12 protein-coding genes are annotated in these 15123 nt (G+C 58.6%); 4 read left to right on the top strand and 8 right to left on the bottom strand.

All coding sequences use genetic code 11. The annotated features are described in order from the left end of the window. Positions 1-13: 13 nt before the first annotated feature. Positions 14-775 (bottom strand): sulfite exporter TauE/SafE family protein, encoded by a 762-nt coding sequence (locus WEB54_RS10790; protein ID WP_368055553.1) that lies wholly within the window; start codon positions 773-775, stop codon positions 14-16. 262 nt (positions 776-1037) lie between these two features. Between WEB54_RS10790 and WEB54_RS10785 the strand changes: the two genes are divergently transcribed. Further along, positions 1038-1850 (top strand): IclR family transcriptional regulator, encoded by an 813-nt coding sequence (locus tag WEB54_RS10785; RefSeq protein WP_368055551.1) that lies wholly within the window; start codon positions 1038-1040, stop codon positions 1848-1850. A 351-nt stretch (positions 1851-2201) separates the two neighbouring features. Here the strand turns inward: WEB54_RS10785 and WEB54_RS10780 are convergent, their stop codons facing one another. From WEB54_RS10780 to WEB54_RS10750, 7 genes are read right to left on the bottom strand one after another with little or no spacing between them, the layout of a single operon-like run. Then, the gene (locus WEB54_RS10780; protein ID WP_368055549.1) at positions 2202-3704 is read right to left on the bottom strand and encodes a CoA-acylating methylmalonate-semialdehyde dehydrogenase; all 1503 of its coding nucleotides are present in this window, start codon (positions 3702-3704) and stop codon (positions 2202-2204) included. Between the two features lie 48 nt (positions 3705-3752). Beyond that, positions 3753-4652 (bottom strand): myo-inosose-2 dehydratase, encoded by a 900-nt coding sequence (gene iolE, locus WEB54_RS10775; protein ID WP_368055547.1) that lies wholly within the window; start codon positions 4650-4652, stop codon positions 3753-3755. A gap of 14 nt (positions 4653-4666) precedes the next feature. Continuing rightward, positions 4667-6565, bottom strand: a complete 1899-nt coding sequence (gene iolD / locus WEB54_RS10770; RefSeq protein ID WP_368055546.1) for a 3D-(3,5/4)-trihydroxycyclohexane-1,2-dione acylhydrolase (decyclizing) — start codon at positions 6563-6565, stop codon at positions 4667-4669. Between the two features lie 13 nt (positions 6566-6578). Beyond that, on the bottom strand, positions 6579-8510 hold the full coding sequence (gene iolC, locus WEB54_RS10765; protein WP_368055544.1) for a 5-dehydro-2-deoxygluconokinase: 1932 nt from the start codon (positions 8508-8510) through the stop codon (positions 6579-6581). Positions 8511-8539: 29 nt separating this feature from the next. Continuing rightward, the gene (locus WEB54_RS10760; protein ID WP_368054611.1) at positions 8540-9661 is read right to left on the bottom strand and encodes a Gfo/Idh/MocA family protein; all 1122 of its coding nucleotides are present in this window, start codon (positions 9659-9661) and stop codon (positions 8540-8542) included. Positions 9662-9698: 37 nt separating this feature from the next. Next, positions 9699-10508 carry an ATP-binding cassette domain-containing protein gene (locus WEB54_RS10755; protein ID WP_368054613.1) on the bottom strand — a complete coding sequence of 270 codons (810 nt, stop codon included), beginning with the start codon at positions 10506-10508 and terminating at the stop codon, positions 9699-9701. Positions 10509-10540: 32 nt separating this feature from the next. Continuing rightward, the gene (locus tag WEB54_RS10750; RefSeq protein WP_368054615.1) at positions 10541-11677 is read right to left on the bottom strand and encodes an ABC transporter permease; all 1137 of its coding nucleotides are present in this window, start codon (positions 11675-11677) and stop codon (positions 10541-10543) included. A gap of 292 nt (positions 11678-11969) precedes the next feature. Between WEB54_RS10750 and WEB54_RS10745 the strand changes: the two genes are divergently transcribed. The 3 genes from WEB54_RS10745 (at position 11970) to iolG (ending at position 15004) form a co-directional block, all read left to right on the top strand. Continuing rightward, entirely contained in the window at positions 11970-12932 is a 963-nt protein-coding gene (locus WEB54_RS10745) for a sugar ABC transporter substrate-binding protein (RefSeq protein ID WP_368054617.1), read from the top strand. Positions 12933-13122: 190 nt separating this feature from the next. After that, positions 13123-13989 (top strand): MurR/RpiR family transcriptional regulator, encoded by an 867-nt coding sequence (locus WEB54_RS10740; RefSeq protein WP_368055542.1) that lies wholly within the window; start codon positions 13123-13125, stop codon positions 13987-13989. 25 nt (positions 13990-14014) lie between these two features. Then, positions 14015-15004: an inositol 2-dehydrogenase gene (iolG, locus tag WEB54_RS10735; protein WP_368055540.1), complete on the top strand. Its 990-nt coding sequence runs from the start codon at positions 14015-14017 to the stop codon at positions 15002-15004. The last annotated feature ends 119 nt before the right edge of the window (positions 15005-15123 follow it).

Below are 15123 nucleotides of genomic sequence, written 5' to 3'. Positions count from 1 at the left end.
CATCGCGTCAGGTTCAGGCCAGACCAACATAACCCATATAGATCAGGCGGGCTGCCATCAGTGTCAGCAAGGTTTTCAATATGGGTTGTACCCTGTCAGCCGGCACCCGGTTCAGAAAGTACTTACCGGTTAAAGTTCCCATGAAGCCAGTTGTTATCATCAGAATCAGCAAGCCGTACCAGTCAGCAAAGACAAACCCCAGAGCCCCAAATATGACGATTTTAAGAATTTGTTGAGTTGTCATCATCGCTGTCTGGGTCGCAATCAAGGCTCGCCTGTCTTCGAACAAGTCTTTCAATACCACAAATACAAAGGGGGCTATGCCCGCGACAATCATGGCGAGAAAGGCGGTTCCCATACCCAGGAAAGCAATAGACTTACGACCGGCAGGCAACCGCAAAACCGGCATCCAGGCGCTGTACAAAATGAATGATCCCAGTGCCAGCTGCAGAAAGCCGGATGGAATACTGACGGCCACTTGCCCGCCCCCAAGGGCCCCAAAAATACTACCCAGGGAAAACCAACCTGCCATACGCCAGTCCGTCAGACCCAGCAGTGTCAACAATCGTCCGACATTGGAACCTAACTGCACAACGCCATGAACTGGAATAATCGCTGCTGCCGGCATTAGGTTTGCCATAATAGCGAGCAACACCACTCCCCCGCCAATCCCTACTGCAGCCGTCAGAGCTGAGGTAAAGAAGCTGATCACCACCAGTGAAACAGACGCAACCGTACTCAGCTGCTCTGGCAGCCACCAATCCAACCAACTCATCTTCATACCTCTACTATGTAGCGGGCCACTTCTACCCGTGAGTCTGTCGGACATGCATAGCGCCTTGTCGACAGACCTTGTTCCAATGAACAACAGCCATCATAGCCTCAGAAAATTAGAAAGAACACGGTTTCATATAGAGGAATAAATGTTATACAGTAAGGTCTAGCTTGGTTTGAACCCTTCAAGCTCGCTTGTCGGTCGTTGGCTTTAATGTGAAACTCACCCTCACTGGTAAAAAGCACCCTGGGTTATTGCAGCTATGAACGATGTAACGGAAACGACATCACGTCAGGAAGAGACCGAAACACGTCGGGGCAGTGGCCGAACCTCCCTGTCTTCAGTCAGCAATGCGCTGAAGATGTTGAAAGCGTTCTCCGATGAGACCAGTGAACTCGGCATCACTGAACTTGCCAAATCCCTGAGTGTGGCCAAGAGTACAGCGCACCGCATTGCTTCTACTTTGGTCAATGACGGTTTCCTGGAAAAGAATCCAGCAAACGAAAAATATCGCCTTGGACTGGCTTTATTTCGTTTGGGTGCACAGGTTCGTCGTCGTATGAACGTCTCCTACGAATCTCGCCCCATGCTGATGGACTTGCGAGCTAAAACCAATGAAACCATCCTGCTGGCCATTCCCGATGAGGACCAGATTCTGTACGCCTTTCACCTGGAGAGCAGTCACGCCATCCGCATGCGGTCCGATATTGGCGTTCGCAAACCTATGGTTTGCACAGCCGAAGGCCAGGTAATGCTCGCCTACATGTCCGAGTCCCGACGACTGCCAATCTTAAAGGAACCGATCAAAAAACGAACTGCGCATACCATAACCGACCCTGAAAAACTCAAGGCAAAGCTCGATACGATTCGAGTGCAAGGCTATTCGCTCGAAGACCAGGAAAGTGAAACGGGCATGCGCTCCATCGCGGCGCCTATCTACAACAGTGAACGAAACGTTGTGGGCTGTGTAGCCCTGGCTGGCCCGGTAATTCGAATGAAGGATGACCTTATTCCCGGGCTGGCCGATCAGGTGATACAAACAGCCATGCAGATATCACAACGCCTTGGATACTGATCAGCCTTTCAATTTTATTTGAGTCTTATTTTTCCAAAAACAACATTTTCACTCACAATTTTCTCACCGGCCACTACCATCCTCAATTTATCAACACTGACGATGACCGAGGAGAGACATGTGAACATACATTCCGACGCCACCCGAGCTGTATCCAATCGCACTACCCTGAGTCACGGTCTGGCTTGCACCACCGAAATGCACTCATGTAGAACCGCAACCCGGAGACCCGATGAAGAGATCTCATCGAAACCGGTCTGCCGCAGGAAGACAACTGGCTCGCCACGGTCTACCTGGGCACGGAAGTGAACGGCATCGTAATGGCATCGGTGAGTCTGGACAGCTCATATACTACGACATGGTCGGCATGGAAAATTCGGCCCCCGCCCGAACCCCGGTGGGCCAGCGCGCGGTCACTGTTTTCATTCGGGTATTGAAGCGTACGCCATCGGGACCGTGCATGTGCAGGGGTCCGAACAGTGACCGTTTCCAGCCGCCAAAGCTGTGAAACGCCATCGGCACCGGAATCGGTACATTAACGCCCACCATACCCACCTGGATATGTTCACTGAACTGACGTGCGGTATCGCCGTCCCGGGTGAAAATCGCGGTACCGTTGCCGTATTCATGTTCATTGACCAGCTTGACGGCTTCCTCGTAACTGGCAACGCGCACGACGCACAGCACCGGGCCGAATATCTCCTCTTGGTAAATGCGCATGTCCGGCTTGACCTGATCGAACAGGGTTGGGCCGACGAAGTAGCCATTCTCGTTGCCCTGGCTGACAAAGTCGCGGCCATCCACCACCAGCCGGGCGCCCTCGTCCACACCGGTTGCGATGTAACCCAGCACTTTGTCGGCGTGCTCCCGGGTCACCAGGGGCCCCATGTGGGGCTCTTCGGCCTGGCCGGTGCCGGGGCCGACCCGCATGCCAGCGATTTCCGTTTGCAGATCCCGAACCAGATGATCCGCCACCTTGTCGCCCACACAGACGGCCACTGAAATGGCCATGCAGCGTTCACCCGCCGAACCGTAAGCGGCCCCCATCAGGGAGTTGACCACCTGGGCCGGGTCGGCGTCCGGCATGATCACCATGTGGTTCTTGGCGCCGCCCAGTGCCTGAACCCGTTTGCCATGAGCGGAGGCCGTGGCATAGATGTATTCGGCGATGGGCGTGGAACCGACAAAACTGACCGCCTGCACCCGATCGTCGGTCAGCAGCACATCGACCGCCTCTTTGTCGCCGTTAACCACGTTAAACACGCCATCGGGCAGCCCGGCTTCGCTCAACAGTTCCGCCAGCATGAGCGGGACACTCGGATCTTTTTCCGACGGTTTCATAATGAAGGTATTGCCACAGGCAAGCGCGATGGGGAACATCCACATCGGCACCATGGCGGGAAAATTAAAGGGTGAGATACCGGCACAGACGCCCAATGGCTGCATCATAGAATAACTGTCGACGCCACGACCCACGTTCAGCGAATGCTCGCCCTTGAGCAGGTGGGGGATGCCGCAGGCAAACTCGACCACCTCTAGACCCCGGGTCAGTTCACCGAAGGCATCGGAATACACCTTGCCGTGTTCCAGGGAAATTTGGGTAGCGATTTTTTCGGCATCGCGTTCGATCAGTTCCTTGAACTTGAACATTACACGCGCCCGCTTCAGCGGGCTGACGCTTTTCCAACCGGCGAACGCGGCTTCAGCTGTGGCTACCGCGGCACGGGTTTCATCGGCATTGGACATAGCCACGCGCAGGCTTTCCTCGCCCTTAGCCGGATTGAATACGGCCGCATCCCGACCGCTGTGACTGGCGACCCGCTGGCCGCCTATGTAATTACCTAATGTTGTCATGTGTTTCACCATTTATTCGTATCGTGTCTGACCGGGGTTTTCCGGGTTTCAGTTGTCGAGTTTCAGTCCTGCTTCGGCGCAGGCCCGGGTCAAGCCTTCGTATCCCATGCGCGCGTAGGTCAGCGGGTGGGCCACCGCCGGGTCCTGCTCGGCCTCCACCACCAGCCAGCCCTGATAGCCGCTGGCTTCAAGCCCTTTGAACAGGGCCGGATAGTCGATGCAACCATCGCCCGGCACGGTGAAGGTTCCATTCAGCACAGCGTCCAGGAAGCTCAGGTCGCGGTTGCGGGCATCGGCCAGAACCTCGGCACGAATGTCCTTGCAATGCACGTGGCAGATACGCCCGGCGTATTCCCGCTGTATCTGCAATGGGTCACCGCCAGCGAATATCAGGTGGCCGGTATCCAGTAGCAGACCGACGGCCTCCTCAGTGCTGTCCATAAGCCGGCGCACGTCATCGGCCGACTCCACGACCGTACCCATGTGGTGGTGGTAGGCCACACGCACGCCCTGGTCCAGGCAATAACGGGCCACCTGGTCGAGCCGTTCGGTAAAGGTCTGCCACTGGGCCTCGGTCATGACCGGACGCCGGGACACTGGCGTACTCTGGTCACCGTGCACACAGTCGGTCACCTCGCAGAACACCATGACTCTGGCACCAAGGCTTTTCAGCAGGTGGAGGTGGTCCTGTAACGCCTCGATTTCCGCCTCGGCGGTGCGGCTGAGCAATTCACTGCTGTACCAGCCGGACACCAGGCTCAATTCGTGTTGTTTCAAAATTGGCCCCAGCTTTTCCGGGGTGCGGGGAAACTTGTTGCCAAGCTCAAAGCCGGAAAAGCCAGCCTGTTTGCCTTCGCTCAGACAGGTTTCGAGTGGTGTTTCCGCCCCCAGAGCCGGCATGTCGTCGTTGCTCCAGGTCAGCGGGTTAATCCCTAAACGTACAGTCATTTTTCAGGCCTCAATCAATAGGGTTGCTTGTGTTTGGCGGTCTCGTAGGCATCACGTGCCTGGCTCACTTCGGAACGTGTTGAGACTTCGGGCACGGCTACGTCCCACCAGTCTCCACCTTCGGAGGTGACGTAGGGGTCGGTGTCCAGTGCCACTACGTAGGAACGCTGTGCCAGTCGGGCTCGCTGCAGGGCGGCTTCGAGTTCGGCGATACCGCTGACCGATTCCGACTCGGCCCCGAGTGCGCGGGCATGGGCGGCGAAATCCAACTTCGGCGCCCCTTCGGGAATGGCATGACAATCTTCCAGCAGGTTGTTGAAGGCGGCGCCGCCGGTGGCGTTCTGCAACCGGTTGATGCAGCCGTAGCCCCGGTTGTCGAGCACCACTACAATGATTTTGTGACCCATCATCACACTGGTGGCCAGCTCCGAATTCAGCATCATGTAGGAACCGTCACCCACCACCACGAACACCTCGCGGTCGGGATGGGCCATTTTCACACCCAGCCCGCCAGCGATTTCATAACCCATGCAGGAATAGCCGTATTCGACGTGATAGCCGCCCGGGTCGTCGGTGCGCCACAGCTTGTGTAACTCGCCCGGCAGGCCACCAGCGGCACAGACCACAACATCGCGCGGACCGGACTGGCGCTTGACCGCGCCCAGCACCTGGGCGTCCGACGGCAAGCCGGTGGGTGATTCCACGCCTTCTGCCGCGGTTACCCGGTCGTAGTAACGGTTCCAGTCGGCAGCCCCCTGGGTGGCACGTTCTAACCAGCCGGTGTCGCTTGACCAGTCGGCCAGCGCCCGGTCGAGTTGTTCCAGCCCGACCCGGGCGTCGGCCTGCAGCGGTACTGCCTGATGCTTGTGGGCATCAAACCGGGCCGCATTGAGCGCGATGATGGGGATATCGCGTCGGCCCATCAGCGTCCGGGAGGCGGTGGTGAAGTCCTGCAATCGGGTGCCAACGGCCAGAATCACGTCCGCCCCGGCCGCCAACTCGTTGGCAATGACCGTTCCGGTCACGCCGATGGCGCCCACTGACAGAGGATGGTCCCAGGCCAGAGCGCCCTTGCCCGCCTGGGTTTCCGCGACCGGTACGCCATGACGCTCGGCGAAAGCCTTGAGGGTGTCGGTCGCGCCGGCGTAGTGCACGCCGCCGCCCGCCACCAGCAAGGGCTTGCGGGCGCGTCCGAGCACGGCAAGCGCCGCATCCAGCTCGCCTTCATCCGCCGGAGACCGGCGGATGCGATGCACCTTCTCGGCGAAAAACGATTCGGGGTAATCGTAGGCTTCGGCCTGCACATCCTGACACAACGCCACCGTCGCCGGACCGCAGTCGGCCGGGTCGAGCAGGGTCGCCAGCGCCGCTGGCAGGCTGGTAATTATCTGTTCCGGCCGGGTGATGCGGTCGAAATACCGGCTGACCGGCCGGAAGGCGTCGTTGACGCTGATGCCCGGGTCGCCAAAATGTTCGACCTGTTGCAACACCGGGTCGGGTGTCCGGCTGGCGAACACATCGCCCGGCAGCAGCAACACCGGCAGCCGGTTGGCATGCGCCAGACCGGCGGCCGTCACCATGTTGGTGGCGCCCGGCCCGATGGAACTGGTGCAGGCCATCATGCGCCGGCGCCGGTGGGCCTTGGCAAAGGCAATGGCGGCATGCGCCATGCCCTGCTCGTTATGGGCCCGGTACGTGGGCAGAGATTCCCGATACTGGTACAGGGCTTCACCCATGCCGGCGACGTTACCGTGACCGAAGATGGCAAACACGCCTTCAAATAATGACTGGACGCCATGTTCGGTCTCGATTTTCTGCGCGGCCAGGTATCGTACCAGCGCCTGCGACATGGTCAGTCTGATGGTAGACGAAGTACTGCTGTCGATCTTCATAACACTGCTCTCGGTAGACATTGCGCTCCCCTCGTTATTCCGCGGTGCGTCCGCGCCAGCATTCAATAAGTTCCAGGTAATTGTCGCTCACCTGTTGGATCAGGGACCGGTCGTCGATGTCACCGCCGAGCCAGAGTCGGCTCGGTTCACCAAACAGCGTGCGCCCGACGGTAAAGCCCCGGCAGATGTCAAAGCCGGCACTGTGATTGAATTCCCGCTTCAGTTCGTCAAGTGGTGCGTCCAGGCCGAGCAGCACCACACCCCGGCAATGTTCATCACGCTGGCGGATCAGATCAGTCAGATGCTGCCAGGTCACCCGGCTCGGTGCCGGCAGCTTCCACCAGTCCGGGTAGACGCCCAAATTGTAGAAGCGTTGCAACGCCCGGGGCAGCGTCAGGTCATCCTGCGGCAGGCCCCGGGGCGGTATTACCTCAATCAGCAGTTCATGGCCCGAGGCGAGACAGGCCCGGTATAGCTCCTGAATTTGACGCTCCTGCTGCAAGCGAATAGCGATGGGCTGGTCCGGATGGTAGAACACCAGACATTTGACCACATGCTCGATGGGCCAGTGTTTCAGGCGCGACCCAATTGAACGCCCGCCTTCGAGCTCCAGCGGCAGGGAGGCCGGCAGTTCGACCGGTCGGCCGATCCACCAGCCCCGGCCAGTAACGGCGTTCAAGGCATCCTGACCAAAAGTATCATCGACCAGCACGCCGATCTTGTCGGCCACGCCGCCGCGTTCGGCACCCTGCTCCGCCGCCCTGACCAACAGCAGTTTCAGCGTCTCGATCCGTTCCAGATCCGCCCCGGTCTCCCGAGCCATTTCCAGCAATTGCTTGCGGTGATCAAAGGCCAGGCCATAGATTTCGTCCGAGACCGGCGGTCGCCTGCCCGCGATACGGTGCAACCGGTTCAGCCGCACATCCTGATCCGGATGTTTGATCTGTTCGGCGTGGGCCAGGTAATCGTCCAACTCGCGCGCATCCGGAATGGCCGGTGCGCAGCCGTGCCGGGACACAACCAGGGCGCCACAGGCGTTGGCGTAGGCACAGCTTTGTTGATGCGACTGGTCGCGCAGCCAGCCGCGCAGAAAACCGGACATGAAGGCATCGCCGGCGCCCAGTACATTCAGCACCTCGACGCGCACACCGGTGTGGACTTCGAACGCATCGGTGTTGCCCGGTATGGCACCGTCAAGCACGGTGCACCCCTGAGCGCCTAGCTTGAGGACGATGGTCGCATCGGTCAGTTCACGAATCCGGCGTAGCGCCGTCAGCGTATCCTCGTTGCCGCCAGCTATATGTACTTCTTCTTCGGTACCGACGACCAGATCCAGCTCCGGCAGAATGCTTTGCAGATGGCCAGTGACCGATTCGGAACTGACGAAGCGGTTCTCGCCTTCCCCGACCCCGGTCAGGCCCCAGAGCACCGGGCGGTAATCGATGTCCAGAATCACCCGGGTGCCCGCTTTGCGGGCGTACTCGATGGCGGTGCGACTGGTCTCATAGGTGCTTGCCGTTGAGAAATGGGTACCGGTGATCAGCAGTGATTTACTGGAGCCAATAAAATCGGGGCTGAAATCTTCCGGACTGACCGCCATGTCGGCGCAGTCCTGGCGATAAAAGATCAGCGGGAAGGTGTCCTTATCCTTCAGGCCCAGGATCACCAGGCCGGTCAGCCGTTTCGGGTCGGTCACCACGTGGCTGACATCCACCCCGGCGCGGGCCAGTTCCTCCCGCACGAAACGACCCATGTGCTCATCGCCCACCCGGGTTAGCATGGCCGATTTCAGGCCCAGTCGGGCGGAGCCGTAGGCGATGTTGGCCGAGGAGCCCCCCAGATATTTAGCGAAGCTGCTGGCGTCCTCCAGGCGGCTGCCAATCTGTTCACTGTACAGATCGACCGCAGCCCGCCCCAGGCAAATCACGTCCAGTGGACGCTGATCGACATCGGTCGGGTTCGACATAGTCCTGTTCTCCTGCAGAGTAGCGATGGTCAGGGGCGAACCCAGCGACCCTCGGCGTGCGATAATTCAATGGCATCGATGACCCGGTTTACTTCGTAGGCGGCGCGAAAGTTGGGCCATAGCGGGCGATCCGCCGCCAGCCCTTCCACCAAATCACGCACTTCGATGGTTTTTTGATCGTTATAACCGACACCATGGCCGGGACCGACGCAAAAATACCCGTAATCCGGATGTTCCGGCCCGAGCAACAGGGTCCGGAAGCCGGAACGGTTGGCCGGATCGTTACCGGTGTACAGCTTGAGTTCGCTCATCCGTTCCTGGTCAAACACGATGCTGCCGCGCGTACCGGTGATCTCGAAGGTCAGCCCCATTTTCCGGCCCCAGGCAATTCGGCTTGATTCCAAAGTGCCCATAGCGCCACTGGCGAAGCGCACCAGACAATGCGCCTGGTCTTCGTTCTCCACGGTGTCGTGACGGCCGGGTTCCCCGGCGACCGGGCGTTGTTTGATCACGGTTTGCAAGTCGCCCGATACCTCGGTGATTTCGCCCACCAGGTGCTGCGCCAGGTTGATGATGTGAGACCCCATGTCCCCCAGGGTGCCGCTGCCGGAAAATTCGCGTTTCAACCGCCAGCTGAACGGAGCCTCGGGGTCGGCCAGATAATCTTCGTTGTGGGTGCCACGAAAGTGAACTACCTCGCCAATTTCACCGGCTGCGATGATCTCCCGGGCCAGTTGAGCCGCCGGGTTCTTGGCGTAGTTGAAGCCGACCAGGGTTTTCACCCCGGCGCGTTCCGCCGCTTCGGTCATTTCCAGCGCATCCGCCGCGTTCAGTGCCAGTGGCTTCTCGGAGTAAACGTGTTTGCCGGCGGCAATGGCTGCCAGCGCCATTTCCTTGTGTAGGAAATTGGGCGAACATATGTCCACAACGTCCACGTCAGGGTCCCGGACCAGGGCTTTCCAATCGCCAGTGGAGCGGCGAAACCCAAGCTCCCGGGCCTTGGTCTCCGCCAGTTCGGGATTGACTTCAGCAAGCAGCTCACATTGGAGGTTGGCACTGAGCGGAAAAACCGCCGGCGCCGAATGGTAGGCGATGGCGTGCGCCTTGCCCATGAAGCCGGTACCGATCAAGCCAATTTTTAATGTTTTCATACTGCCTCTCCCGATTGTCGAGGGTCGCGTGAATCGTTCATGTGTTGGCGGATGCCTGTTCGTCCGAACGGGCAAACTCATTCAGGTCGGCCTCCAGTTCTTCCAATTCAGCGCCACCGGCCATCATGCCGAGAATGTCTTCGCGTGTTACTTCCGATTTCAAATAAGTACCCATGCTCTGGCCCCGGTTAAGTAGGGTGAACCGATCCGCAATAGGGAAGGCGTGGTGAACATTGTGGGTAATCAGAATCACCGCCAGGCCACGAGCCCGAGCCTTGGCAACAACCTTGAGCACGTTGGCACATTGCTTGACGCCAAGCGCGGCCGTTGGTTCGTCAAGAATCAGCACACGCGCGCCAAAATGAATGGCCCGGGCGATCGCCAGGCACTGACGTTCACCGCCGGACATGGTGCCAATAGCCTGTTCCGGATCGCGCACGTGAATACCCATTTCAGCCAGGCCTTGCTGCGCAATTCGGTTGGCCTTTTCCAGGTCGAACCGTTTGAACGGCCCCCAACCCTTGACGATTTCCCGGCCCATAAAAAAATTGCGGGTGACGCTCATCAGTGGCACCAGTGCCAGATCCTGATACACCGTGGCGATGCCGTAATCCAGCGCATCCCGCGGCGACTGCAACCGTATCGGTTTACCGTCGTAAAGGTATTCGCCTTCGCTAGGGCGGTGAACGCCTGCCAGTGTCTTGATCAGTGTCGATTTACCGGCCCCGTTGTCACCGAGCAGACAATGAACTTCACCCACTTTGACCTGAATATCAATGTCCTTCAGGGCAATAACGCTGCCGAAATACCGGCTTACTTTTTTCAGTTCAATAATAAATTCGCTCATGACCATGCTCCTGTTTATATTTCCGGTCAGCCTCAGGCACTCTCAGTGACACTTTTGCGAATGTAGTTGTTAAACAACACGGCGATCAGCAACATGCCACCCAGGAAAACCCGGAACCAGTCGGAATTGAAGCCAGCGAAATTGATGCCCATCTGCACCACGCCAAAAATCAACGCCCCAAAGCAAGCACCCACGACAGACCCATAGCCACCCGTCAGCAAGGCCCCGCCAATCACTGCGGCGATAATGGCTTCAAACTCTTTCAGCAGCCCCCGGTCGGCGGCTGCGGAACCGAACTCCAATACCTGGCAGGCGGCCAGAACGGTGGCGCAGAACGCGGTAAACATAAACAGGCAGATCTTGACCCTATCGGTGGGTACGCCCACGTTTTTGGCGGCTTTGGCATCGCCGCCGGTGGCGAATATCCAGTTGCCGTAGCGTGTGCGCATCAGCACCCAACTGGCCACCACCGCCAACAGGAACCACCAGACGATCACCATGGGTATCCCTGACACTAGGGCGTCGCCATTGGGGTAGGTACCGATCAGGCCAATATCAGCCAGCCATTGAAACAGCCAGCCACCGATCTCACCACCAAAGGCCGCTCCCAGCCAATCACCTTCAGCTACTGCGGACACGCCGCCAACAATGGTCTTGTCGGTAAACAGGATCGATAACGCGATGGTCAGACCACGCAGAATAAACAGGAACGCCAGGCTAACGATAAAGGATGGCAAACCGGTTTTGACCACGATAAACCCGTTGGTAAACCCGATCAGCAGGGCGCAACTGAAAGCGAACATGATCGCCGACCAGACCGGCCAGTCCCAATAGACAGCGGGGATGGCAATCATCATCCCGGCGAACCCGATCATCGAACCGATGGACAGGTCGAACTCGCCGCCGATCATCAGCATACAAGCACCGATGCCGATGATGCCGAGCTGACCGGAGACGGTCATCCAGTTCATGACACCGTTGGCGGCGAACATGCCGGAATCGCCGGCCACGATAATGAAGAAGATAAAAACCAGAATCGTTCCGGAGATAGAACCCAACTCCGGTCGACTCAGCAGACGTTTAACACGCGAAACCTGGCGCAGACGTTCGTCCCGGGCGCCATCTTCCGCCTTGGCAGTCGCACCTGCCGCGGGGGTTGAAACCGACATTGTGGGTGTCCTCTATTATTGTCTTTATTGACCATTTTTGTTGTGCGCCTTGAGTGCGTATCCGCTCAGGCTGCTGCCAGAATAGAATAAAAATTCCAAAAGTCAACACAGTAGAATTTAAGTTTTATTTATTTTCCGGTCATCGCTTGACAAGGTTCGATGACAGGTCCATCTTTGCTTTTGGAATTTTTATTCCATAATAAAAAATAAAGAACACTAGTTTCATAGCAAGGTTTCATAGACGGGCCTAGCCTGGTGCCTGGCCTGATCACAACCCGCAAGGAGAATCTCGATGAAAGCCACAATAAAAAGAATCGGGCAATGCATCAGTCTGTCGCTAATCGCCCTGGCCTGCGCCGCCCTTCCCGCCCATGTCACCGCCGAGGATCCTGATCGCTACGTGCTGATCAGCCATGCGCCCGACTCCGACTCCTGGTGGAACACCATCAAGAACGCCATCCGCGAAGCCGGGGAAACCCATGGTGTGGAGGTTCAATACCGCAACCCAACCAACGGTGACCTGGCCGATATGGCACGCATCACCCAACAGACGGTCGCCTCCAACCCGGACGGCATCATCATCAGCATCGCTGATTTCGAAGTGCTGGAAGGTCCGATCCGGGATGCCGTACGTCAGGGTATTCCGGTCATCACCATCAACTCGGGCACCCAGGAGCAGAGCCGCGAGCTGGGCGCCCTGCTGCACATCGGGCAGCCGGAGTACGATGCGGGTCACGGGGCTGGCTTGCGCGCAAAGGACGCCGGTGTTACCAGCTTCCTGTGCGTTAACCACTACATCACCAACCCGGCTTCAGTCGAACGCTGCCAGGGTTTCGCCGATGCACTGGGCGTGGATCTGTCGGGCCACATGCTCGATGCCGGCATCGACCCGTCCGAGGTTGAACGCAGCGTGGAAGCTTATATGCGTCAAAACCCCGACGTTAACGGCATCCTGGCGCTGGGACCCAACTCGGCCCACCCAACCCTGCGCTACCTGGAACGCAGCCGTCAGGCCGGTGACGTCTATTTCGCCACCTTCGACCTGAGCGACCAGATCGCAGCGGCCATCAAGGCAGGCCATATCGATTTCGCCATCGACCAACAACCCTACCTGCAGGGTTACCTGCCGGTGACCTTCCTGGACCTGTATAACCGTTACGGCATTATTCCCGCCAATAACGTCAACTCAGGCCCGGGATTCATCACCGCAGAGAACATTGAACTGGTCGAAGAACTGGCCGGCGAAGTCCGCTAGGCCTACAGCCTCTGGCCCTGCCGGGTCGGAGGCATTCCTTACTTGGTGATATCCAGCGTATTTACCCGGAATGAGCGTCCAGACCCGTTAATGGTTTCAAGCCCGGTTTGAATATGAAAAACCGTTATTGCAATTCTGGAAAATTCATTCCATTTTAGCGGTCGGCTTTTGCAACCCGAGACACAGACTGATGACGACTGAATCAACCAAGGCTCCCGATACCCTGGCTAATCTGCAGAGGGCCATCGAGGAACACTACGAATCGCTCAGCAAGCGGCTGCGGCAAGTGGCACACTATGTTGTAGACCACCCAAACAACATTGCCTTTGGCACCGTTCAAGTCATCGCCAGCGATGCGAAAGTGCATCCGTCGACCCTGGTACGATTCGCCAATGCCTTCGGGTACAGCGGCTTCACTGAAATGCAGCGGTTGTTTCAGCAGAACCTGATGCAGGAGTCACCGAGTTACACCGAACGCATTCGTATCGCCCGCGAGTCGCTCGGCGACCCGGGATCGCAATCACCGCACCAGTTGCTCGGGGAATTCATACACGCCGACTCGCTGGCGCTGCACAGCCTGCACGATCACATCCCGGCCGATGCGCTGGAGCAGGCCATCGATATCCTGGCGCGGGCTGACGCGACACACATCATTGGTGTACGCCGCTCCTTCGTCCCGGCTACCTATTTTGCTTACGCCTTGCGCCACATTGACCGCAAGGCGCACCTGCTAGACAACGTCGGCGGCATGTACAAGGAGCAGGCGGGCACCATCAGCGCCAGCGACGCCGTCATCGCGATCAGCTTTCGGCCCTATGCGGCCGAAACCGACGACAGCGTGCGCATCGCCGCCGAGCGGGGCGTGCCTGTCATCGTCATTACCGACAGCAAATTGAGCCCGCTGGCGAACTTCGGGAGTGTGGTGTTTACCCTGCCCGACGCCGAAGTTCACGGCTTTCGTTCACTGACACCGACGCTCTGCCTGGCCCAATCGTTGGCGATTGGCCTGGCTTACCGTCTGGATAAAAATCGTTCCATGTCGGCCAATCCGGCATGACACAACCTCTGTTCAGGAGTGATCTATGATCAATGTCTGTCTATTTGGAGCCGGTCGCATCGGCGCCATACACGCTGCGAATCTGGCGACCCAACCCGGCGCCCGACTGAAATACGTAGTCGACGTCTTCGCCGAGTCGGCGCAAAAACTCGCCAAACGGTACGGAGCCGAGGTCACCAGTGTCGAACAGGCGCTGGACGACCCGGACGTTCAGGCTGTAATTATCGCCAGCTCAACCGACACTCACGCCGAACTATTGGAACGCAGCGCTGCAGCGGGCAAGGCGATTTTTTGCGAAAAACCGATCGACCTTGATCTGGAACGCACCCGGGCCTGCCTGGCGACGCTCGAACGCACCGGCGTTACCTGCCTGGTCGGCTTTAACCGCCGCTACGACCCGCAATTCAGCGACCTGAAACAGCGTCTGACTGACGAGGCCATCGGCGCTGTCGAGATGGTCACCATCACCAGCCGCGACCCGGCGCCGCCGCCGGCCAACTATGTTAAGTCCTCCGGCGGTCTGTTCCGCGACATGATGATTCACGATCTGGACATGGCGCGCTGGCTGCTGGGCGAGGAACCGGTGGAAGTCTTTGCCACGGCCAGTTGCCTGGTGGACCCGGCCATCGGCAAGGCCGGCGATGTCGACACGGCACTGGTGACGCTGAAGACCGCCAGCGGCAAGCTGTGCCAGATCAGCAACAGCCGCCGGGCGGTGTACGGCTATGATCAGCGCATCGAAGTACTGGGCTCCGGGGGTATGCTGCAGGCCAACAACAATTTGGAATCAAACCTGGTACAGACTACCGATGCAGGCAGCCAGGGCGCGAAACCGCAACACTTTTTCCTGGAACGTTACGCCGAGGCGTACCGACACGAACTGGCCAACTTCATTGACGCCGTAGAGGGCAAATCCAAGCCACTGGCCAACCAGAACGACGGCCTGATGGCGTTGGCATTGGCCGAGGCCGCCGTGGAATCGGCCAGGACCGGCCAGGCCGTCAAAGTGCAGTAATGCGGAGCTCACACTTTCACCTCAGTGCCAGGAATCCGTGCCGGGCACCGGGTATGCCTCTCCGGGGTCGGCGTAAACCCGTCCATGGGGCCTAGACCGCAACATCCATGTTGCGGACT

Origin of the sequence: Saccharospirillum sp., from assembly GCF_040881935.1 — a bacterium.
GTDB lineage: Bacteria > Pseudomonadota > Gammaproteobacteria > Pseudomonadales > Natronospirillaceae > Saccharospirillum.
Note: the sequence above shows the minus strand (reverse complement) of the source record. Positions and strands in the feature narration are given on the sequence as shown.